Genomic DNA, 20,896 nt, shown 5'->3' with positions numbered 1-20,896 from the left:
CGTTAACCACTTCGCCACGACCGCCATATTGATTGCTCAACAGAATCTTAATTTAGCATACTTTCGACATGATTTGCAACAAGGAAAATATACCAACAACATTTTTTGTGACTCACTCGTCTTCTATTTCATAGAAAAGGCGTTTTCTGCTTGCTTTCACCTTTTCTTTCATCATTGTAAGCTGGCTGCAAGTCAATTCGATGTCATGGCATGAGGTCAACGTATACACTGTACGTAAGGGTTATGTTTCAAAATGAATAATAGCTCTTACATATAAGAAGGGGAGGCGGTAACGAATGAAAAAACAAAGAAAAGGTCATCTGGTTCAAGCATCGGTATTTATGCCTCTGCCTGCTCAAGAAACAATAGCACATCGCAAGGTACCGAATGCGGCCCAAGATGAGCCTCATCGTCCTACGAAGAAAGAATCAACTATGATACATGAACAAACGGAAACAATTGCACAACCTGCCCATATGCCACACCGAATGAAGTGGAAGCGTTGGGTCATATATAGCTTGATCATTGCAATTCTTACCCCGATTATTGGGTGGGTAGGGATGGCGGCAACAGGGACGGCCTGGATTGATCAAGGCAAGCTCATAACGTTCCGTGAGCAGATTGCACAAGAAGCGAATACAGCCAAGGGACAGCATATGGTTCAACTGGAGCATATGGCTTCCTTTATACCGCAGGAACTGATGGCCATTGAGGATCATCGCTTCAAGCTTCATCCCGGCATTGATCCGATCGGGCTGGCGCGGTCAGTCTGGATAAATGTGACGAAGCAGCAGAAGGCACAGGGCGGCAGTACGATTACGATGCAGCTGGCGCGCAACTTGTTCTTAACGCATGATAAGACATTTTCCCGCAAAATGAAGGAGATGGCGATAGCGGCCAATCTGGAGTGGAATTTTAGCAAGCAAGAGATTTTGGAAATGTACCTGAATAAAGTATATTTCGGACATGGACAATATGGCATCGAGAATGCAGCACGCTATTATTTCGGCAAGACGACACGAGTCAATGGCGATCTTCCTACGGTTAACAAGGCAGAAGCAGCGATTCTCGTTGGATTGCTTAAGGCACCTGAACGCTATTCCCCAGCGAAGAATATGAAGCTGGCTCTCCAGCGCCAGCATGTTGTATTGAAGCGTATGAAGGATTTAGGCTGGATGACAGAGGCAGAGCGCCAAGCAGCGCTGAAGACACCGATTGGTGTCGTTATCCACAATAAAGGGAAATAAAGAAAAGGCACACTTGATCAAGCTCGGATGAGCTGCGGCAGGTGTGCCTTTTTTTGACTGTACTCATGGATAAAGCGCTGAATGACGTGATTAATTTTCGTGCAAAAGCAATTTTCTCAGGAATGAGACATATATATGAATCGGCGCCTATGAAATCTTTTACAGGAAAATAAGATGATGTATAAAATTGAACAGGGAGGAATAAGGGTTGAAAAAGAAATTACTAAGTACGGCTATGTCTATGTTTCTTGTCTTTGCACTTATGGGAACTGCTCAGGCAGCGACTCCTGAGAATCCATGGAAGTTCAGCTCAAGCTCTATCCAGTTCTACAATGATGGTTCCAACACCTTTTATAAAGGCATTTGGAATACAGGAGCAAGTCGGTGGAGCGGGACAGGCAGTGTTACAATGGGGACAGGCACGAAATATGATTTTCGGGCAGGAAATCAGAAAGTATCGCCAACGAAAGATAATGATTGGGATGGAATTTGCTACACTACATATTCGAATGGGATTGCCTCCAAAACGCGTGCTTGGGTAAATGAATACTACACAACCCAAAGCCGATACACTCCCACGATTTCGGAAGGGATTGCCACACATGAATTAGGGCATGCATTGGGCCTTGCACATAATGACAGCGAACCGTCGGTCATGAAATCTTTTACCTTCTGGTCTGATGGGTCGCTTGCTAGAACCAATACATCCCCGACATCTGCTGATAAGGACACGGTTAAGAAGAAATACGGGACGATCGCTTTATCGCAAGCGAATCCGTCGATTCCCGTTGTGCATATTGACGCTAGTTGGGCTTATGGGTACAGAGACTATACAGCACTCGCCAACGCTGTTGATGCAATCGTAGAAGGACAGGTAGTGCAGGAGAACGGAGTTCGCAAGTCAGGGAGTGGGGCGCCTGAAACGTACCGGACGGAATCCGAGTTCCAGATATCAGAGGTAATCAAAGGAAACGCATCTCTCAGAAATAGTACGATCAATGTACTACAGCTGGGCGGACGCGACCGGGAGGCCATTGTAGTTTCTGACGATACGACTCCACTAAAGCAAGGTGATCAATCGATTCTGTTCTTGAAGCAAAATGAAGATGGAACCTATCGTGTCGTGAATGAGGATACCTCGATTTTCATGAAGGTAACGAACCAGACGCTCCAGGATGGAAATATGGAGATGTACCAGAATCAGAAAAGCAAGGCGCTCGTTAGCAAAGAGGATTTGAAAGGTATTTAGTTCTCTTTCCTAGCAGCCTTAATATAGAGGTTCTTCTTCACCTCAACAGCGATAGCTGTTTCTTCATTAATTCCTTTTATTTTATACAGCTTTGTTCCTACGGGGTAAGTGTTAGAGAAGCTATCTCCACTTGAGTCTTCCTCCCGATTTGAGGATGATTGGATTTCTCCCAGCAGTTTGTCGATCTGTTGAACCTGATCATCACTGCCAACATATCGATTCCCGTGGAAGATGATCATATTGTTGTAGGGCCAGCTTGCGCTCGTTTCCGTTTGTTCACTCGTGCAGCAAGCAGTCAGTATAAGCATCATGCATGAGATAGTGAAAATGGCAAGTAGCTTTTGCATATGGCAGCCTCAACTCCTTCGTACTCATTAACGGTATCGTGAACAGTTATGTTGCGTGAATGAAGCAGAAGCACATTAGGATCCGCGAATGTTGCCTGTACCCGGGTAAAAAGAACGTCTGAGTATGGAATCTGAGCCGGTGAATGCGATCAATCACGATACTTTTGGAATAGCCTCATTGTATAATAGGGAGAGAAAGGGGCTGTTACATAGGATGAAAGATTGGACTTGGATCGTATTCATTTATTTACTCATCATAAATGTAGTTGGATATCAAATGATGGTTGTGGATAAGCAGCGGGCACAGAGGCATCGCCGCCGTATTCCGGAGCGGAAGCTGTTCTTGTCAGCTTGGCTTGGCGGTGCGCTAGGCGTGTTGACAGCGATGTATAACAAGCGCCATAAGACACAGCATGTTACCTTTACAGCAGGCGTGCCGTTTATATTGCTGGTGAATATTTTTGTGTTTGGTTTTATTTTGCTGCGGTTTGGTTAAATAATAAGCACAGCACTAGTAAATTATGGGGAAGTGTGGTGGGAGTTATGAAATTTCAACGCATTCTTGTCGCATATGATGGATCGGAACCGTCCCGCAAGGCTTTACAGCACGCGGTAGGACTCGCGGAAGTAAGCGAGCAGTCTCAAGTACGCGTCGTGCATGTATTTCAGTTCCCGCAATATTTTGTTGGTACGGCTTATGCTACTGCTTCAGCGGAGACAAACGAGGAGCTGTACGAATACGCAGAGCGTTTACAGCAGGAAGCAGAGGGCAAGGTTGCAGCGCTCGGCGAACGAGCGACGGTTGTCCTTCAGCAAGGCCCTCCTGGTCAAGCAATTATTGATGAGGCAGATGAGTTCAATGCGGATCTTGTTATTATCGGAAGCCGCGGCTTGAGCGGGTTGAAGGAATTCGTGCTTGGCAGTGTCAGCCATCATGTTGTGCAGCATGCAAAGGTCCCGGTATTGGTCATTAAATGATGCATTGGCCTGTCGGTCGTACATGATCTTGTAGAGGCAAGTAGGCAAGCAAGAGGTATATGATCATGTTGATCTCGAAATAGGAAAAGTAAGGCGAAAAGTGAAGTTGAATGTGAACGTATAAATGTGAGTGAGTATCATTGTTAGCATATGAAAACATAGGTGAAAGCATAAGTGTAAGCATCAGTAAATGATAGCATATGTGAAAGCAAAGTATAAGTAAAACGAGAGAGAAATAAGCCAGCAGCAGGAGAGTATCCTGCTGCTGGTTTTTTTAGTCGGACAGTAAGTCGAATCATAAATCGAGTCTTAAATCCAATCATAGGTCGGAATTAATCAAGGATTCTGAATATTTAATGATGCTAACAATGTGGGAATTGCCAATAAACGAACATTAACTATATTTTATTATTTATTATTCGCATTTTATTGTTGACACGCTATGTTAAGCCTTGTTAAACTGTAGGCACAAGATGGATAAGCGAATATTGTTTCTCGTATAATTCCGGGAATATGGCCGGAAGTTTCTACCCAAGAACCGTAAATTTTTGGACTACGGGAATGACGAACAGGCAAGACTGTTCTCGCTTTTTCACGTCGCCGACAGATGTCGGGGCTTGATGGGAGCCTGATCATTCTGCCCAGAGCGGAAGAAATCCGCTTGTTTGCTCATTCCGTATACTTAGTCGATGATACGTTCAGGGGGAACTCCTGAACGTTTTTTTGTTATGTAGTAGTGGTCAGGTTGGACATTGTCGAAAGCGGGGGATTGCGATGGTGAACACAGCGAGTCACGAACAAGGCATTGTGCCGGTAGTAGGCGTCATTATGGGAAGCAAGTCCGATTGGGATACGATGAAGAAGGCGTGCGAAGTGCTGGAGGAGATGGGCGTTGCTTATGAGAAACAGGTAGTGTCCGCACACCGTACGCCAGACGAGATGTTCCGCTATGCCGAGACGGCGGAGGCAAGAGGAATCCGTGTCATTATTGCCGGAGCAGGCGGTGCCGCGCATCTGCCGGGCATGGTAGCGGCGAAGACGGTACTGCCGGTTATCGGCGTGCCGGTGAAGTCATCGCATCTGAACGGGATGGACTCGCTTCTGTCCATCGTGCAGATGCCGGCGGGCGTACCTGTGGCGACCGTCGCGATTGGACCGGCGGGCGCGACGAACGCCGGGCTGCTGGCCGTGCAGATGCTCGGCATGCACGATGAAGTGCTGCGCGCGCGCATCGCAGCGCGCAGGGAAGCGATTCGGCAGCAGGTGCAGGACACGGGGGCGCTCAAATGAGCGCGCCTGTGAACGGCCGCACGCTGCCGCAAGAGCGCCCGAGCCGGGCGGACGCACCGGTGCTTGTTCCCGGTGCAACGATTGGCGTGCTGGGCGGCGGCCAATTGGGCCGCATGCTGGCGCTTGAAGGCGTGCGCATGGGCTATCGCTTCACAGCGCTCGATCCAGCGCAGGACGCGCCATGCGGCGCTGCTGCCGAGATGATTACAGCCGCTTATGACGATGCTGACGCTGCACATGAGTTAGGCCAGCGCGCGGATGTTGTCACATACGAGTTCGAGAATGTATCGGCCGAAGTGGTGGAGCGATTGGAGCGGGAAGCTTACGCGCCGCAGGGCAGCCATCTGCTGCGCATTACGCAGCATCGCTTGCGGGAGAAGGAAGCTCTCACCGCAGCGAACATACCGGTGGCGCCATACGCAGCCGTAGCTTCCGCTGCTGAGATTCAACAGAGGCTAGAAGCGTTCGGCGGGGCAGGTGTGCTGAAGACGGCAATCGGCGGATACGATGGCAAGGGCCAGCGTATCATTCGCCACCCAGACGAGGCGGAAGGAGCCTATGAGGCGCTTGCCGCTCTCACCTCGGAGCTCGTGCTGGAGGAATTCATTCCGTTCGAGCTGGAGCTGTCCGTCATTGCGGCGCGCAGCCCGCGCGGCGAGATCGCTGTGTTCCCAGTTGCGGAAAACATTCATCAGCATCATATTCTGCACATGTCCATTGTGCCTGCACGCATTCCACAGCATATCCAGGACGAAGCAAAGCGGCTTGCGCGCCGTATTGCCGAGGCGCTGGACGTCATTGGCCTCATTGCTGTTGAGATGTTTCTGACCACTGACGGCCGCCTGCTTGTGAACGAGCTTGCACCACGCCCGCACAATTCGGGACACTACACGATGGATGCCTGCCGCACCTCGCAGTTCGAGCAGCATCTTCGCGCCATATGCAACTTGCCGCTTGGCAGTACGGAGCTCCATACCCCTGTCGTTATGGTGAACTTGCTCGGCGAAGACGCTTTGGACATGGTACAATGGTTCCGTGCTGACGATCCGGCAGCCAGCCGCCTTGGCGTGACGCCGAAGCTGCACTGGTACGGCAAGTCGGAAGCGAAGGCGAAGCGCAAGATGGGGCATATTAACATACTAGGGCCGGACATCGCTACTGCGCTCGAATGGATGAATTTAACGGACTTGTGGAGGAATGCAAACGATGATTGAACGGTATTCGCGCCCGGAGATGCGGGCGATTTGGACGGAAGAGAATAAATTTAAGGCTTGGCTTGAGGTGGAGTTGTGTGCGTGTGAAGCATGGGCTGATCTTGGCGTCATCCCGCACGAAGACGTGAAGAAGCTCCGCGAGCATGCAAGCTTCGATATCGAACGGATCTATGAGATTGAGGCAGAAACGCGCCACGACGTGATCGCCTTCACTCGCGCAGTATCTGAGACGCTGGGCGAAGAGCGGAAATGGGTTCACTACGGCTTAACGTCAACGGACGTCGTGGATACGGCGCTCGGCTATTTGATGAAGCAGGCGAATGAGATTATAGATCGCGACTTGCTGAATTTCATCGAGATTTTGAAAAATAAAGCACTTGAATATAAAGACACGCCAATGATGGGTCGTACGCACGGTGTGCATGCAGAACCGACAACATTCGGACTGAAGATGGCACTATGGTATGCAGAAATGCTCCGCAATTTAGAGCGTTTCCGCCGCGCAGCGGAAGGCGTCGAGTTCGGCAAAATGTCCGGTGCGGTAGGGACATATGCGAATATCGACCCATCTGTAGAGAAGTTCGTATGCGCGAAGCTTGGTACGAAGCCAGCGCCGATTTCGACGCAGACGCTGCAGCGTGACCGTCATGCGGAGTACATGGCATCACTTGCACTTATCGCGACATCGCTTGATAAGTTCGCTACTGAGATTCGTGCTTTGCAGAAGAGTGAGTTCCGCGAAGTGGAAGAAGCATTTGCGAAGGGCCAGAAGGGCTCATCGGCAATGCCGCACAAGCGCAACCCGATCGGTTGCGAGAATATTTCCGGCTTGTCCCGCGTAATGCGCGGATACATGCTGACCGCTTATGAGGATGTGCCGCTCTGGCATGAGCGCGATATTTCGCACAGCTCGGTAGAACGTATCATCCTGCCGGATGCGACGATGCTGTTGAACTACATGCTTAACCGCTTCATGAACATCGTGAAGAACTTGACGGTGTTCCCAGAGAACATGAAGCGCAATATGCAGCGCACCTTCGATGTTCCGTTCTCCGGCCGTGTCATGACGAAGCTGATCGACAAGGGCTGGGCGCGTGAACAGGCTTACGACACGGTACAGCCTCGTGCGATGCAGGCATGGGAAGAGCAGCGCAGCTTCCGCGACATTATTGAGAGCACACCGGAGATTACGGCTGTTCTTAGTGCGGAAGAGATCGCGGATGCGTTCAATCCTGCATGGCATTTGAAAAATGTAGATACGATCTTCCGCCAAGTGGGCTTGCTTGATTAAGGCATGGAGCAGGAAGAAGCAGATAATAGCGGTTAGCAGCAAGGTTGCTGGTTAGCGCGAAATTGCAGTGTGGTGAGTAGCAAACTTCCAAGCTGCCTTGAACTATCAGTCGTGACCTGTACGACTGGCAGCCGGCACTTGCGTCCCTAGCGAGACTAACATTATCTAGTACACAATTGAATGATGAGCTTGATTCCTACTCGTCCCCCTAAGATGACGTGTAGGCAGCTCCCGTAGGCTGTCGCCCTGACGGCCGAATGCAGGCGGTCTCTTCCTTCCCTCCAACCACGATCGGAAGAGACTGCTGCAGCGGGTGCGATATATGGGAGGGTTCCTTTTAAAGGTTGTTTGATTCTATCCGCAGATAATGTGGGCGGGTTGATTTGAACACGCGCTTTTGACTAAATGGGCGTAATGCCGAAAGGAGCACAGGAGATGTCTACAAACACTCAATTTGCGACTGAGACTGACATCGTTCCGCTGCCGCTTCTCCATCGTGGGAAAGTGCGCGAGCTGTATGAACTGGACCCAGACCATTTATTAATTGTTGTATCGGATCGAATCTCTGCATTCGACGCCGTATTGAAGCCGGAGGTTCCCGGCAAAGGAGAGGTATTGAACAGGCTGAGCCAATTCTGGTTCGAGCAGACGAAGCATGTCATTGCGAACCATGTGGTTCCATTCGATGAAGGGCTTCTGAAGCAGACTCAGGAGAAGCGCTTGGAGCAATACCGTAGCAGCATACATTCAGCTGATGATATGCATTGTTGTCATGATTCACATCAGGACAGCGAGAATTCTCACCAAGACCAACACCAGAATACACACCCAGAATCACATCCAGAAATACAACGGCATGACACGGCTTTGCATCAAGCTGAGCGAAATACAGAAAGCTTGAATCGCCGAGATGAACATCTCGAACCCCAGGATTTATCCGCAATATTAAGTTCCCTACAAGATCGAATGACAATTGCTCGACGAGCAAAGCGCATTGACTTTGAATGCGTCGTAAGAGGCTATATTACCGGCGGCGGCTGGAGGCAGTATACGGCCAACCAATCTGTCAACGGAATTGAGCTTCCTGCTGGCCTCCGCATGAATGAGAAGCTGTCGGAGCCGATTTTTACACCGTCCCGCAAGCATGATGAGGGACATGATGAAGATGTGCCGTTCGCGGTTATGTGCGAGGATTTGGGAGCAGATCTTGCGCAGCAGCTGCGTCAGGTCAGCATCGAGCTGTATACGTATGCGGCTGAAATATGCGCATCCAAGGGCATTTTGCTCGCCGATTGCAAATTTGAATTTGGAACTATTGACGGAGAACTTGTACTCATTGATGAGTTGTTCACCCCGGATTCATCGCGCTTCTGGTCGATCGATCAGTATGTGCTGGATCAGGATATCGATAGCTTGGATAAGGAACCAGTAAGACGCTACTTGGCTGCAAGCGGTTGGGATAAATGTGGGGCGCCGCCAGTACTGCCAGAGCAGGTAGTAGAAGCTACGCGCCGCCGCTATATCGAGCTGTATGAGCGCATTACAGAGCAAGCATGGCCTGAATGATCTTCCGTTTTATAAATGTTTTAACGTTTTGTTGAATGTTCTAGTTTTATGGAGGATCGTCAAACGCTGACTGGTTTGGTCATTGTTTTATGAATCGTATTCATTACAGTTTTGTAGATTGTTCAAATTTCATGACAGTATGGACTGATGGGGAGGAAAAAGGGATGAAGGTGAAGGTTTTCGTAACGACTAAGGCAGGCGTATTGGATCCGCAAGGGGCTGCAGTGGAGCAGGCGGTGCACACGATGGGATACAGCGGTGTGGAGCAAGTGCGCATCGGCAAATATATGGAGTTCAATATCAACACGGAAGATCGCGAGCAGGCGTCGGCGCAGGTGGAGCAAATGTGCGAGAAGCTGCTGGCGAATCCAGTCGTTGAAGACTATCGGTACGAGTTGGAGGAATAGGCGATGAAGGCAGCGGTGCTCGTATTTCCCGGATCGAATTGTGACCTAGATTGTGTCCATGCCATACAAGATACGCTGAATGTCGAAGTGGATCGGGTATGGCATACGGAGCAGGATGTAACCGGATATGACCTTATCGTCATTCCAGGTGGCTTCTCGTATGGTGATTATTTGCGCAGTGGAGCGATTGCCAGATTCGCTCCTGTTATGAAGGCGGTCGCTAAGGCTGCTGAGACAGGCACTTATGTGCTTGGGATATGCAACGGATTTCAAATTTTGACGGAAGCGGGATTGCTTCCAGGGACACTGCGGAGAAACGAAGGGCTGAAGTTCCGATGTCACGCTGCCCCAATTCGAGTAACTCGTGCAGATTTGCCGTTCACACGGGATTATGTCGAGGGCGACATTCTGAACATCCCAATCGCGCATGGCGAGGGCAACTATTATTGCGATGAGGCAACGCTGGCGAAGCTGAAGCAAGGCAATCAAATTGTATTTACGTATGAGCAGAACCCGAACGGTTCACTTGAACATATAGCTGGTATTTGCAACGAGGCTGGCAACGTGCTCGGCATGATGCCTCATCCCGAGCGTGCGGTTAGCGAACTGCTGGGCTCAGCGGATGGCGTTCGCTTGTTTACATCCATTTTACAAGCTTGGAGGGAACAACATGCAGTCAACGCTTACTAATACGATGGAACAAGAACAGGCGGCAGCACGCAGCGCGAAGCAGAAGGAACAATCCCTTGCTGAAGGACTTCGCCATATGAAGCAGGAACCGACTGCTGAGCAGATTGAGGAGCAGAAGCTATACCGGACAATGGGCGTAACGGAAGATGAGTATTCACGCATATGCGAGCTGCTCGGCCGGAAGCCGAATTATACCGAAATCGGTGTGTTCAGTGTCATGTGGTCTGAGCATTGTGCTTATAAAAACTCGAAGCCGCTGCTCAAGCGATTCCCGACTTCAGGCGACCGTGTACTGGTTGGTCCGGGCGAAGGAGCGGGCATTGTTGACATTGGGGACGAACAAGCGGTTGTATTCAAAATCGAGAGCCATAACCATCCCTCTGCCATCGAACCGTTTCAAGGTGCGGCTACGGGAGTAGGCGGTATTATTCGCGATATTTTCTCGATGGGCGCGCGTCCGGTTGCTTTGCTGAATTCGCTGCGCTTCGGCAGCTTGCAGGATGAGCGGGTGAAGTATTTATTCGAGCATGTTGTATCAGGCATTGCTGGCTATGGCAACTGCATCGGCATTCCGACGGTGGGCGGCGAGGTCGTCTTCGATGACAGCTATGCAGGCAATCCGCTCGTTAACGCGATGTGCGTTGGGCTGATCGACCACAAAGATATCCAGAAGGGCGTGGCGAGCGGAATCGGCAATCCTGTGTATTATGTTGGGCCACCGACAGGACGCGATGGCATTCATGGTGCGACATTCGCATCGGAGGAGCTAACAGAGCAATCGGAAGCGAAGCGTCCGGCGGTACAGGTAGGCGACCCGTTCATGGAGAAGCTGGTTATGGAGTCATGCTTGGAACTGATCGCTTCCGGCATCGTGATCGGGATTCAGGATATGGGGGCGGCTGGTCTAACTTGTTCGAGCGCGGAGATGGCGAGCAAGGCAGGCAACGGGCTTGAGCTCGACTTGAACGAGGTGCCGCAGCGTGAATTTGGCATGACACCTTATGAAATGATGCTGTCCGAATCGCAGGAGCGCATGCTGTTCGTTATTGAAGAGCATAACGAGCCAATTGCGATGGAAATCTTTGAACGTTGGGGCGTTATTTGCCGCAAGGTTGGCCGCGTTACAGACGATGGGCGCCTGCGCCTGCTGTATGGTGGCGAGGTTGTCGGTGATATGCCGGTTAACGGACTTGTGGATGAATGTCCTATTTATAATAAGCCTTCTGCTGTACCTGCTTATTTTGAGGCTAACGCTTCCGTGGACACAACGGCTTACCCAGAAGTAAGCGGGGTTGAAGCACTGAACGGAGCGCTATTGAAGGTGCTTGGCTCACCATCTGTGGCAAGCAAGGAATGGGTATATCGCCAGTACGACACGATGGTTCGCACGAGCACGGCAGTGGCACCAGGCTCGGATGCGGCAGTCGTGCTTGTGCGCGGAACGAACAAAGCGCTCGCGATGACGACGGATTGCAATGGCCGCTATGTGATGCTTGATCCATTCATGGGAGGCCGCATTGCGGTCTGTGAGGCAGCGCGCAATATTGTATGCTCTGGTGCAGAGCCGCTGGCAATTACGGATAACTTGAACTTCGGCAATCCGGAGAAGCCGGAGAACTTCTGGCAGATGGAGCAGGCTGTTGATGGCATGGCTGAAGCATGCCGTGTGATGAATACGCCGGTTATCGGCGGGAACGTAAGCTTGTATAACGAAAATGCAAAGGGAGCCATCTATCCAACGCCAGTCGTTGGCATGGTCGGTCTCGTTCATGATACGCAGCACATTACGACACAAGCCTTCAAGCAGGCGGGAGATGCAGTACTGCTTCTGGGCCGCACGAAGGCAGAGCTTGGCGGAAGTGAATTCCAAGCCATTGTACACGGCGCGGTAGAAGGTCGTCCTCCGCAGCTCGATCTGGATGCAGAATCAAGCTTGCTGAAGACCGTGTTGAGCCTGATTCAAGCAGGACTTGTGCAGTCTGCACATGATGTATCGGACGGAGGTCTCGCGGCTGCGCTTGCGGAGAGCTGCATCAGCGGTCATATCGGTGCGACGCTTGATCTAAGTGCAGAAGGACTGCGTACGGATATCGCACTGTTCAGCGAGAGCCAATCCCGTATCCTGCTGTCGGTACGTGCGGAGCAGTTGGAAGAAGTGAAGGCTCGCTGCTCGGAAGCAGGAGTTCCGGTAGAGGGCATCGGTACAGTCGGAGGTGAACAGATCCACGTTCGAGTAGATGGAACGGATGCTTTAGATATGCCTTGGCAACAAGCAGAACAGGTATGGAAGGATGCGATTCCATGTCTCATGAAGTAACAGGGGCTTACTACAATGAGGGCAGCGGCAAGGATGGGCCATTTGACCGCTTGAAGGAAGAGTGCGGGGTATTCGGTGTGTTTGGTTATGAAGAGGCGGCTTCGATGGTGTATTATGGGCTGCACACGCTGCAACATCGTGGCGAGGAAAGTGCAGGCATGTGTACGTCCGACGGTCAATCTTTCCACTATCATCGTGCAATGGGCCTTGTGAAGGAAGTGTTCGACGCTGAGCGATTGCAGGATATGCGTGGTGATCGGGCGATCGGCCATGTACGTTATTCGACGTCCGGCGACAGCCGGCTGGCGAATGCGCAGCCACTCGTCTTCAAGACGCGCGATGGGGATCTTGCAGTTGCGACGAACGGGAATATCGTCAACGCTCCTGCAATTCGCCGCGAGTTGGAGAAGAAGGGCTCTATTTTCCAGACGACGAGTGATACCGAGGTGATTGCTCATCTTATCGCTCGCTCGGAGCACGACGTCGTTCGTGCGGCGAAGGAGGCGCTTCGTGAACTGGTTGGAGGCTTCGCCTTCCTCATTATGACAAACGACAAGCTGCTTGCCGCATCCGATCCGAATGGCCTCCGGCCGCTTGTGCTTGGCAGGCTGGGCGACAGTTATGTATTTGCCTCGGAGACATGTGCACTTGAAGCGGTTGGTGCGGAATTAGTTCGTTCCTTGGAGCCGGGGGAACTGCTCATCGTAGATGCGCTCGGTCATCGTTCGGAACGGTTCGCACCGCTTCAACGCCGCGCATTATGCGCGATGGAGTTCATCTACTTCTCAAGGCCAGATAGCCAGCTGCATGATGTCAATCTGCATACTGCACGCAAACAAATGGGCATGCAGCTTGCGAGGGAATCGTTCGTAGAGGCGGATATCGTAAGTGGTGTGCCGGATTCTAGTATATCGGCTGCTATTGGATACGCAGAGCTGACGGGAATTCCCTATGAGATGGGCTTGATTAAGAGTAAGTATACGGGCCGGACGTTTATTCAGCCGAGCCAAGCATTGCGCGAGCAGGGTGTGAAGATGAAGCTAAGTGCGGTGCGCAGTGTCGTAGAGGGCAAACGGGTCGTTCTAATCGACGATTCGGTCGTGCGGGGCACGACATCACGCCGAATTGTGCACATGCTGCGCGAAGCGGGGGCTTTGGAGGTTCATCTGCGCATCGCTTCGCCACCGTTCAAGCATCCGTGCTTCTACGGAATCGATACGCCGAACAGCGAGGACCTGATTGCGTCATCTCACACGGTGGAAGAGATGTGTGAACTGGTGGGGGCGGACTCCCTTGCTTTTCTGAGCCAAGACGGCATGATTGGTGCAATTGGTGGGGCATTTGTGAATGAATCCAACGGAGGGCTGTGCTTAGCCTGCTTCGATAAGGACTATCCAACGAATTTATATACAGACCCTGCAGCAGCGGGGACGGGCAATGAACGCTCAGGCTGTAGCTGTTGAGTGTGAGAGGCTGCCAAGTGATTTCTAGCGATTGCAAAGTGGATATCTAAATAATTGCCAAGTAATGCTAAGTGACTTCTAATTTACTTCTAATTTACTTCTAAATGATTGCTAAGTGATCGCTCGGGCTGTGGGATGTCGCGTACCTGGGCCGAGATTCGTAACATATTCATTTTGAGTAATTCGAGATTTCAAGATTTTATTCATTTCACATTAACGATGACGGACGGGAATGCAGGATGCATTCCTGTCCTGCTTACAGGGAGAGAGGAGACGCACGATCATGTCAGAAGCCTACAAACAAGCGGGTGTCGATATTGCGGCAGGGAATGAAGCGGTCGAACGAATGAAGAAGCATGTGCGCCGCACATTTACGCCAGGAGTGCTAACCGATTTGGGTGGATTCGGAGCTTTGTTCCAACTGGATATTCAGCGTTACAAAGAACCGGTTCTTGTATCAGGTACGGACGGAGTGGGAACGAAGCTGAAGCTGGCGTTCGCGCTTGATAAGCATGACACGATCGGCATTGATGCTGTGGCGATGTGTGTGAATGATATTGTCGTCCAAGGTGCAGAACCGTTATTCTTCCTTGATTACTTGGCCTGCGGGAAGGTCGTTCCAGGGCAAATTGAAGCGGTTGTGAGCGGTATTGCGGAAGGCTGCACGCAGTCGGGCTGCGCTCTAATCGGCGGTGAAACGGCTGAAATGCCAGGTATGTATTCGGCAGATGAGTACGATATTGCTGGCTTCAGCGTAGGTGTGGTAGATAAGAGCCGAATCATTACCGGTGAATCGATTCGCCCTGGCGACGTTGTGCTAGGTCTTGCTTCGAGTGGACTGCACAGCAATGGCTTCTCACTCGTCCGCAAGTTGTTGCTTGAACAAGGCGGACTGAGTTTGACAGATGTAGCACCTGATGGCAGCAGTACACTTGGAGAGGTACTACTTACGCCGACACGCATTTATGTGCGCTCCATGCTTGAGCTGATGAAGCAAGTGAATGTGAAGGGTGCGGCTCATATTACAGGTGGGGGATTCTTAGAGAATATTCCGCGTGTGCTTCCTGAAGGTACGTCTGTTGAGATTGAGTATGGGGCATGGCCGATTCATCCTGTGTTCACTTGGTGCAAGGAAATTGGCAAGCTTACCGCTTCTGAATTGTTCACGACGTTCAATATGGGAATCGGCATGGTGATCGTTGTTGGGGAAGAGGAAGCGAATACCGCAATCCGCAGTCTGGAACAAAGCGGCGAGGCTGTATATCGCATGGGAAGAGTTACGGAAGGAAGCCGTCAAGTTCACATCCCGGGGGTAGGCTTGTAATGCGGCAATCGGAATGGAGCGAGGATGTACCAGAAAGTATGCATAAAAGTATGCATGAAGGTAATCCTGAAGGAATTCATGAAGATATGAACAAATGTACGAACGAGGGTATGTGTGATGGTATGCTGCGTACAAAGGGGATGCCGTCTGATGATCTGGGCAAGATTCATGGAAGTACATGTGCTGATGCACAACCGAGCATAAATGCAAACTCGCTCAGGAACGCAGAAGCTAGAGTCGAAGTTAGTGCCAAATCGGAGCCTAAAGAGCAGCCTAAAGAGCAGCATCTCCCACGCATTGCCGTGTTTGCTTCCGGATCAGGCTCGAACTTTCAAGCGCTTGTCGATGCGGCTGCTTGTGGGCAGCGTCTGAAAGCTGACATCGCCCTACTCGTATGCGACAAGCCTAATGCGCGCGTCATTGAGCGTGCGAAGCAAGCCGGCGTGCAGACTGCCATATTTGAACCGAAGAAATATACTTCTCGTGAGGATTATGAGCAGGACGTTCTCCGCTTGCTGCACAAGCAACACATTGACTGGGTTGTGCTGGCAGGGTATATGCGCCTTGTAACCCCCGTATTGCTGCGAGCTTATGAAGGACGCATGGTCAATATCCATCCTTCGCTTCTGCCTGCCTTTCCGGGCATGCACGCGGTACGCCAAGCATTGGATTACGGCGTGAAGGTGACGGGAGTGACGGTACATCTTGTTGATGAAGGAATGGATACAGGGCCAATATTGGCCCAGCAGGTTGTTGCCATCCTGCCTAATGATACGGAGGATACTTTGTCAGCGCGTATTCAGCAAGCTGAGCACGAACTGTACCCGCAAGTGGTGCAGAATCTCCTCTCTGCGGGGCTTCTTGCAACCAGCTAATTTTTTCGATGCTACCGATGATCATACAAGAATGCCTGCACAACATATTTGTATCTCCTTCGAGGACAAATGGGGAAAATGTCCACGCTAATGTGGACACAGAAGGTTATATTGCTGCAGATGAAGATATGTCTACATGTAGAGGTTAGAGCTGTATTCCAACTATATATTGGGCTCGTTAAGGTTTAGGGAAAGGTGTCTTCCTTGCAATATTGTGTCCACTATTTGAAAGACAATTTATCGGATTTTCCATTGCACAAGGACATACTTCTGCCGTTATTTCGAGAAAGTACTTGGCGAGACAAGACTGTGACGATAGGCTCCTAATCGATATTTGAGATATTTGTTTAGTAGCTTTTGACGAGTAGATAAGGTTCGTTTTTAACAGGGAGCCATGATATAGACTTCCATACGGTAACGCATTACAATGATATTTAATTAAAATGCCAAAGTTTAGCAGGGGAGAGGACAACATGGCGATTCAAAGAGCATTGATCAGTGTATCCGATAAGACGGGCGTAGTTGCATTTGCGCGCAGCTTGACGGAAGCGGGTGTGCAGATTATTTCCACGGGTGGAACGAAAGCTTTGCTGGAGCAGGAGCAAGTGCCGGTTACAGGGATATCGGATGTGACGGGGTTCCCGGAAATTTTAGATGGTCGAGTCAAGACGCTGCATCCCGCCGTTCATAGCGGGCTGCTGGCGATGCGCGGCAATCCGGCTCATATGGAGCAGCTGGATGAGCTTGGCTTGTCTACGATTGATCTTGTCGTTGTGAATCTCTATCCATTCCAGCAGACGATCGCAAAGCAAGGCGTGTCCTATGAGGATGCGATTGAGAATATAGATATCGGTGGCCCGACAATGCTGCGCTCCGCTGCCAAAAATCATGCAGATGTCACGGTTGTCGTCGATGCAGCGGACTATGAGACTGTTCTCGCAGAAGTTCGCGCTAGTGGCGATACGACAATTGAGACTCGTCGTCGTCTTGCGGCAAAGGTGTTCCGCCATACGGCAGCTTATGATTCCATCATTGCGGAATATTTGACTGAGCAGGTTGGTGAGCAATGGCCGGAGCGATTGAGTGTGACGTATGAACTGGCACAGCCGCTTCGCTACGGGGAGAATCCGCATCAGGATGCGGCCTTCTATCGCCGACCATTGGCGGGCGCAGGCAGTATTACAACAACTGAGCAATTGCATGGCAAGGAGCTGTCCTACAACAATATTAACGATGCCAATGCGGCGCTTGCGATCGTTAGTGAGTTCCGTACGCCTGCGGTGGCTGCAGTGAAGCATATGAATCCATGCGGCGTAGGGATCGGTGCTACGGTTCTGGAAGCTTATGAGAAGGCATATGAGTCTGATCCAACGTCGATATTCGGCGGAATCGTTGCCTCTAACCGAGAAATCGATGGCGATACAGCCCGTTTGCTGCATGAAATATTTTTAGAAATTGTCATCGCTCCTAGCTTTACAGAAGAAGCGCTTGAGGTGCTTGCACAGAAGAAGAATATCCGTCTGATGAAAACAGGGACAATACCATCCCCAGACGAGCGGGTATCATCACGGCAGCTGACGACAGTGGATGGTGGCGTGCTTGTGCAGGATCTTGATTTACATTCCTTGAAAGCAGACAGTGTACAGGTCGCAACAGAACGTGAACCATCCTCTGAGGAGATGGAACAGCTGTTGTTCGGATGGAATGTCGTGAAGCATGTGAAGTCGAATGCGATTGTCCTTGTGAAGGATGGAATGACGGTTGGTGTAGGTGCCGGACAGATGAACCGGGTAGGTGCAGCTCGCATCGCAATCGAACAAGCCGGTGAGAAGGCGCGCGGCGCTGTACTTGCATCCGATGCATTCTTCCCAATGGGCGATACGCTGGCCTTGGCAGCAGAAGCTGGAATTACGGCAGTGATTCAGCCAGGAGGCTCAGTTCGAGACAGTGAATCCATTGAAGTGGCAAATAAGCATGGTATTGCCATGGTGATGACTGGTGTACGTCACTTTAAGCACTAAGGAGGCGTTCATGAATATGGAGCACGTAGGGAAGAAGGTATTGGTCGTCGGCAGCGGCGGACGCGAGCATGCACTGGTATGGGCGCTTCGCAATAGCCCGCAAGTTGGGCAGGTGCTGTGTGCGCCAGGCAATGCAGGGATTGCGAACCTCGCCGAATGTGTGCCGCTGCCAGTCCACGATTATGAAGGCATTGCCCGATACGCAGTTGAACAGGAAGTTGACCTTGTTGTCGTAGGACCTGATGATCCACTGGCAGGCGGAATTGTTGACGTACTGAAAGCACAAGGACTGCGCGTATTTGGCCCTGATCGTAAGGCAGCTGAGATTGAGGGAAGCAAGGTGTTCATGAAGCATCTGCTTCACAAATATAAAATTCCGACCGCTGCCTACGCTGCGTTCGATAATTTCAATGAGGCTTCGGCGTACGTCCATCAACATATGCTCCCGGTCGTCATTAAGGCCGATGGTCTGGCGGCGGGCAAGGGTGTAGTTATTGCTCATACGCATGAAGAGGCAATTGAAGTATTGCATGAGGTGATGGTAGTTGGAAAGTTCGGTTCATCTGGCAGCAAGGTTGTCATTGAAGAATTTATGCTGGGTGAGGAAATGTCCATTCTGGCCTTCGTAGATGGAGAAACGGTGCGCGTATGTGAACCAGCGCAGGATCACAAGCCAATCTTCGATGGCGATCGCGGACCGAATACAGGTGGTATGGGGACATATAGCCCTTTGCCGCAATTCTCACCGTCCATTCTAGAGAAGGCGCGCCGGACGATCATTGAACCGGCTGCCAGGGCGATGGTTGCCGAGGGCCGTTCCTTCCATGGTTTGCTGTTCGCTGGACTAATGATCACGCCGGATGGGGAACCAAAGGTCATTGAGTTCAATGCACGCTTCGGCGATCCAGAGACGCAGTCTGTACTCCCACGGTTGAAGTCAGACCTGTTCGAAGTCCTGTGGGCAGTCGCCGAAGGCAGTCTACAGGAGATTGAGCTTGAATGGCATGATCATGCTGCGATGTGTGTCATTGTAGCAGCAGAAGGCTACCCTGGAGATGTTCGCAGAGGAGACGTCATTACGGGGTTGGAGCAGGCAGCGGAATCAGCTCTCTTATTCCATGCGGGCACGGTGCGTGATGAGGATGGAACGTGGCGGACAGCAGGAGGCCGAGTGCTAGGAGTTGTCGGCATAGGCGACAATGTGGCAGCAGCCAAAGCGAAGGCATATGAGGCAGTTCAACGCATCCAATTCAGTGGGATGCAATACCGCAGTGACATCGGTGCGAAGTCAGAACGAATACAAGTACAGACAAGATAGACGAGGAAGAGGGGCGATGCTCCTCTTTTTTTTTTGTTATCGAAGGGGGAAGTTGCAGGGAGCATTCTCGGATATCTGAGCTCGATCGCCTATTTTTCCATTGATTCGAAATGATGAGCAGGAAAGAGCTAATGAGTGGAGAATGATATACTTTCATACTTGATTGAGTATAAAACGGACTTGTGAGTTTGAATGTATGCGGAATAAGATATACTCATAATTTAACTATAGTATAGATTGGAGTGTGCCGCATGAACGCTATCAAGTTGAGCAATCTCACAAAAAGGTACGGATCACAGCGCGGTATCCACGAAGTCAATTTAGAAGTACAGCAGGGTGAGATTTTCGGATTTATTGGACCGAATGGGGCGGGAAAGTCTACTACGCTTCGTACGATTATGCAGCTCATTCGCCCTACCTCAGGGACAGTGGAATTGTTCGGAGAAGTAATGAACAAGGAACGTCCTGATGTTCGCAGGAGAATCGGCTATTTACCGTCAGAAGTGCATTATAACGAGGAGCTAACAGGCAAAGAAGTACTGGACTTCGCTGCGCGAATGAATGGGCTGTTGTTGCAACATACAACTGCAATGGTATTGGCAGATCAGTTAAAGCTGGATGTCAGTAAGCGAGTGAAGTCATACTCACTTGGCAATCGCAAGAAGCTTGGCATTGTACAGTGTCTGCTGCATAAGCCGGATTTAATTGTACTGGATGAACCGACATCAGGGCTTGATCCGTTGATGCAGCACACCTTTTTCCAAATATTAATGGAGCAGCATGAACGGGGAGCGACCATCTTCTTCTCCACCCATATTCTAAGCGAGGTAGAGAAGTTGTGCAGCCGTGTCGCGTTCATCCGAGAAGGTCGTCTGCTGCGAGTAAGTGATGTAGATGGGATTCCAGGCAAGGATCGCCGGATTGCACATATTCAATTCAAGCAGCAGGGTAATTGCATAGAGGCTTACCGATTGAGAAATATCGATCCGAACGCAGTATACGATGGCATGGAGCATCGTCTTGTGCTGCAAGGTGATTTGCACCTTGCTCTGCAGCGAATTGCTGCCCACGAGCTAAGGGATATCCGTATTGAGCAGCCTTCTTTGGAGGATCTGTTCATGGCGGAGTACGATGCGAGCGGAATTGGGGAAAATCATTCGCAGGATCAAGCGGGACAATCATCGCTAGCAGGGCAATTGGGGGAGCGCACAGGAGAGCAATCATCGCAAACTGGGCACTTGCACGAGCGCGTCGTTGAGAAGCCGGCGGAGGCTGGACATTCGCGGGAAGGTGCAGTAG

19 protein-coding genes and 1 riboswitch are annotated in these 20,896 nt (G+C 50.8%); of the genes, 18 read left to right on the top strand and 1 reads right to left on the bottom strand.

The genetic code is table 11. The features are described from left to right. The 3 genes from BBG47_RS30410 to BBG47_RS24035 form a co-directional block, all read left to right on the top strand. Positions 1-214 (top strand): hypothetical protein (locus BBG47_RS30410; protein WP_217492519.1); only part of this gene is annotated, 214 nt, incomplete at its 5' end. Between the two features lie 82 nt (positions 215-296). Then, positions 297-1,247 carry a transglycosylase domain-containing protein gene (locus BBG47_RS24040; protein ID WP_065293823.1) on the top strand — a complete coding sequence of 317 codons (951 nt, stop codon included), beginning with the start codon at positions 297-299 and terminating at the stop codon, positions 1,245-1,247. 208 nt (positions 1,248-1,455) lie between these two features. After that, positions 1,456-2,496 carry a matrixin family metalloprotease gene (locus tag BBG47_RS24035; protein WP_065293822.1) on the top strand — a complete coding sequence of 347 codons (1,041 nt, stop codon included), beginning with the start codon at positions 1,456-1,458 and terminating at the stop codon, positions 2,494-2,496. Here the strand turns inward: BBG47_RS24035 and BBG47_RS24030 are convergent. Further along, positions 2,493-2,843 carry a hypothetical protein gene (locus BBG47_RS24030; RefSeq protein WP_052648713.1) on the bottom strand — a complete coding sequence of 117 codons (351 nt, stop codon included), beginning with the start codon at positions 2,841-2,843 and terminating at the stop codon, positions 2,493-2,495. The genes BBG47_RS24035 and BBG47_RS24030 overlap by 4 nt on opposite strands. Positions 2,844-3,057: 214 nt before the next feature. Between BBG47_RS24030 and BBG47_RS24025 the strand changes: the two genes are divergently transcribed. From BBG47_RS24025 to BBG47_RS23955, 15 genes are all read left to right on the top strand, one after another. After that, the gene (locus tag BBG47_RS24025; protein WP_021254994.1) at positions 3,058-3,339 is read left to right on the top strand and encodes a DUF1294 domain-containing protein; all 282 of its coding nucleotides are present in this window, start codon (positions 3,058-3,060) and stop codon (positions 3,337-3,339) included. 47 nt (positions 3,340-3,386) lie between these two features. Then, a complete protein-coding gene (locus BBG47_RS24020; protein ID WP_065293827.1) occupies positions 3,387-3,821 on the top strand; it encodes a universal stress protein in 435 nt (144 codons plus the stop codon). Between the two features lie 475 nt (positions 3,822-4,296). Beyond that, a riboswitch (purine riboswitch) is annotated at positions 4,297-4,397 on the top strand. A gap of 228 nt (positions 4,398-4,625) precedes the next feature. Next, positions 4,626-5,111 (top strand): 5-(carboxyamino)imidazole ribonucleotide mutase, encoded by a 486-nt coding sequence (purE, locus tag BBG47_RS24015; RefSeq protein ID WP_094183214.1) that lies wholly within the window; start codon positions 4,626-4,628, stop codon positions 5,109-5,111. Then, complete coding sequence (purK, locus tag BBG47_RS24010; RefSeq protein WP_065293820.1) at positions 5,108-6,325, top strand: 5-(carboxyamino)imidazole ribonucleotide synthase; 1,218 nt, start codon at positions 5,108-5,110, stop codon at positions 6,323-6,325. Before purE ends, purK begins: the two co-directional genes overlap by 4 nt. After that, positions 6,318-7,616 carry an adenylosuccinate lyase gene (gene purB / locus BBG47_RS24005; RefSeq protein WP_044353543.1) on the top strand — a complete coding sequence of 433 codons (1,299 nt, stop codon included), beginning with the start codon at positions 6,318-6,320 and terminating at the stop codon, positions 7,614-7,616. Before purK ends, purB begins: the two co-directional genes overlap by 8 nt. A 435-nt stretch (positions 7,617-8,051) precedes the next feature. Then, positions 8,052-9,182, top strand: coding sequence for a phosphoribosylaminoimidazolesuccinocarboxamide synthase (locus BBG47_RS24000; protein WP_139070752.1), 1,131 nt, complete (start codon positions 8,052-8,054; stop codon positions 9,180-9,182). A 164-nt stretch (positions 9,183-9,346) separates the two neighbouring features. After that, positions 9,347-9,589 (top strand): phosphoribosylformylglycinamidine synthase subunit PurS, encoded by a 243-nt coding sequence (gene purS, locus BBG47_RS23995; RefSeq protein ID WP_021254988.1) that lies wholly within the window; start codon positions 9,347-9,349, stop codon positions 9,587-9,589. Between the two features lie 3 nt (positions 9,590-9,592). Further along, positions 9,593-10,279, top strand: a complete 687-nt coding sequence (purQ, locus tag BBG47_RS23990; protein WP_065293819.1) for a phosphoribosylformylglycinamidine synthase subunit PurQ — start codon at positions 9,593-9,595, stop codon at positions 10,277-10,279. Positions 10,280-10,355: 76 nt separating this feature from the next. Then, complete coding sequence (gene purL, locus BBG47_RS23985; protein WP_065293826.1) at positions 10,356-12,596, top strand: phosphoribosylformylglycinamidine synthase subunit PurL; 2,241 nt, start codon at positions 10,356-10,358, stop codon at positions 12,594-12,596. Further along, the gene (gene purF, locus BBG47_RS23980; RefSeq protein ID WP_065293818.1) at positions 12,581-14,059 is read left to right on the top strand and encodes an amidophosphoribosyltransferase; all 1,479 of its coding nucleotides are present in this window, start codon (positions 12,581-12,583) and stop codon (positions 14,057-14,059) included. The genes purL and purF overlap by 16 nt, the downstream gene beginning before the upstream one ends. A gap of 283 nt (positions 14,060-14,342) precedes the next feature. After that, positions 14,343-15,383, top strand: coding sequence for a phosphoribosylformylglycinamidine cyclo-ligase (purM, locus tag BBG47_RS23975; RefSeq protein WP_065293817.1), 1,041 nt, complete (start codon positions 14,343-14,345; stop codon positions 15,381-15,383). A 296-nt stretch (positions 15,384-15,679) separates the two neighbouring features. Beyond that, positions 15,680-16,258, top strand: coding sequence for a phosphoribosylglycinamide formyltransferase (gene purN / locus BBG47_RS23970; protein WP_065293825.1), 579 nt, complete (start codon positions 15,680-15,682; stop codon positions 16,256-16,258). A 473-nt stretch (positions 16,259-16,731) separates the two neighbouring features. After that, positions 16,732-18,279 (top strand): bifunctional phosphoribosylaminoimidazolecarboxamide formyltransferase/IMP cyclohydrolase, encoded by a 1,548-nt coding sequence (gene purH, locus BBG47_RS23965; protein ID WP_065293816.1) that lies wholly within the window; start codon positions 16,732-16,734, stop codon positions 18,277-18,279. Positions 18,280-18,289: 10 nt separating this feature from the next. Beyond that, complete coding sequence (gene purD, locus BBG47_RS23960; RefSeq protein WP_083189567.1) at positions 18,290-19,597, top strand: phosphoribosylamine--glycine ligase; 1,308 nt, start codon at positions 18,290-18,292, stop codon at positions 19,595-19,597. Between the two features lie 251 nt (positions 19,598-19,848). Then, positions 19,849-20,896: ABC transporter ATP-binding protein (locus tag BBG47_RS23955; protein ID WP_065293815.1), on the top strand; the 1,048-nt coding region annotated here is incomplete at its 3' end.

It is taken from the genome of Paenibacillus sp. KS1 (assembly GCF_001680695.1).
Lineage (GTDB): Bacteria > Bacillota > Bacilli > Paenibacillales > Paenibacillaceae > Paenibacillus_B > Paenibacillus_B suaedae.
Note: the sequence above shows the minus strand (reverse complement) of the source record. Positions and strands in the feature narration are given on the sequence as shown.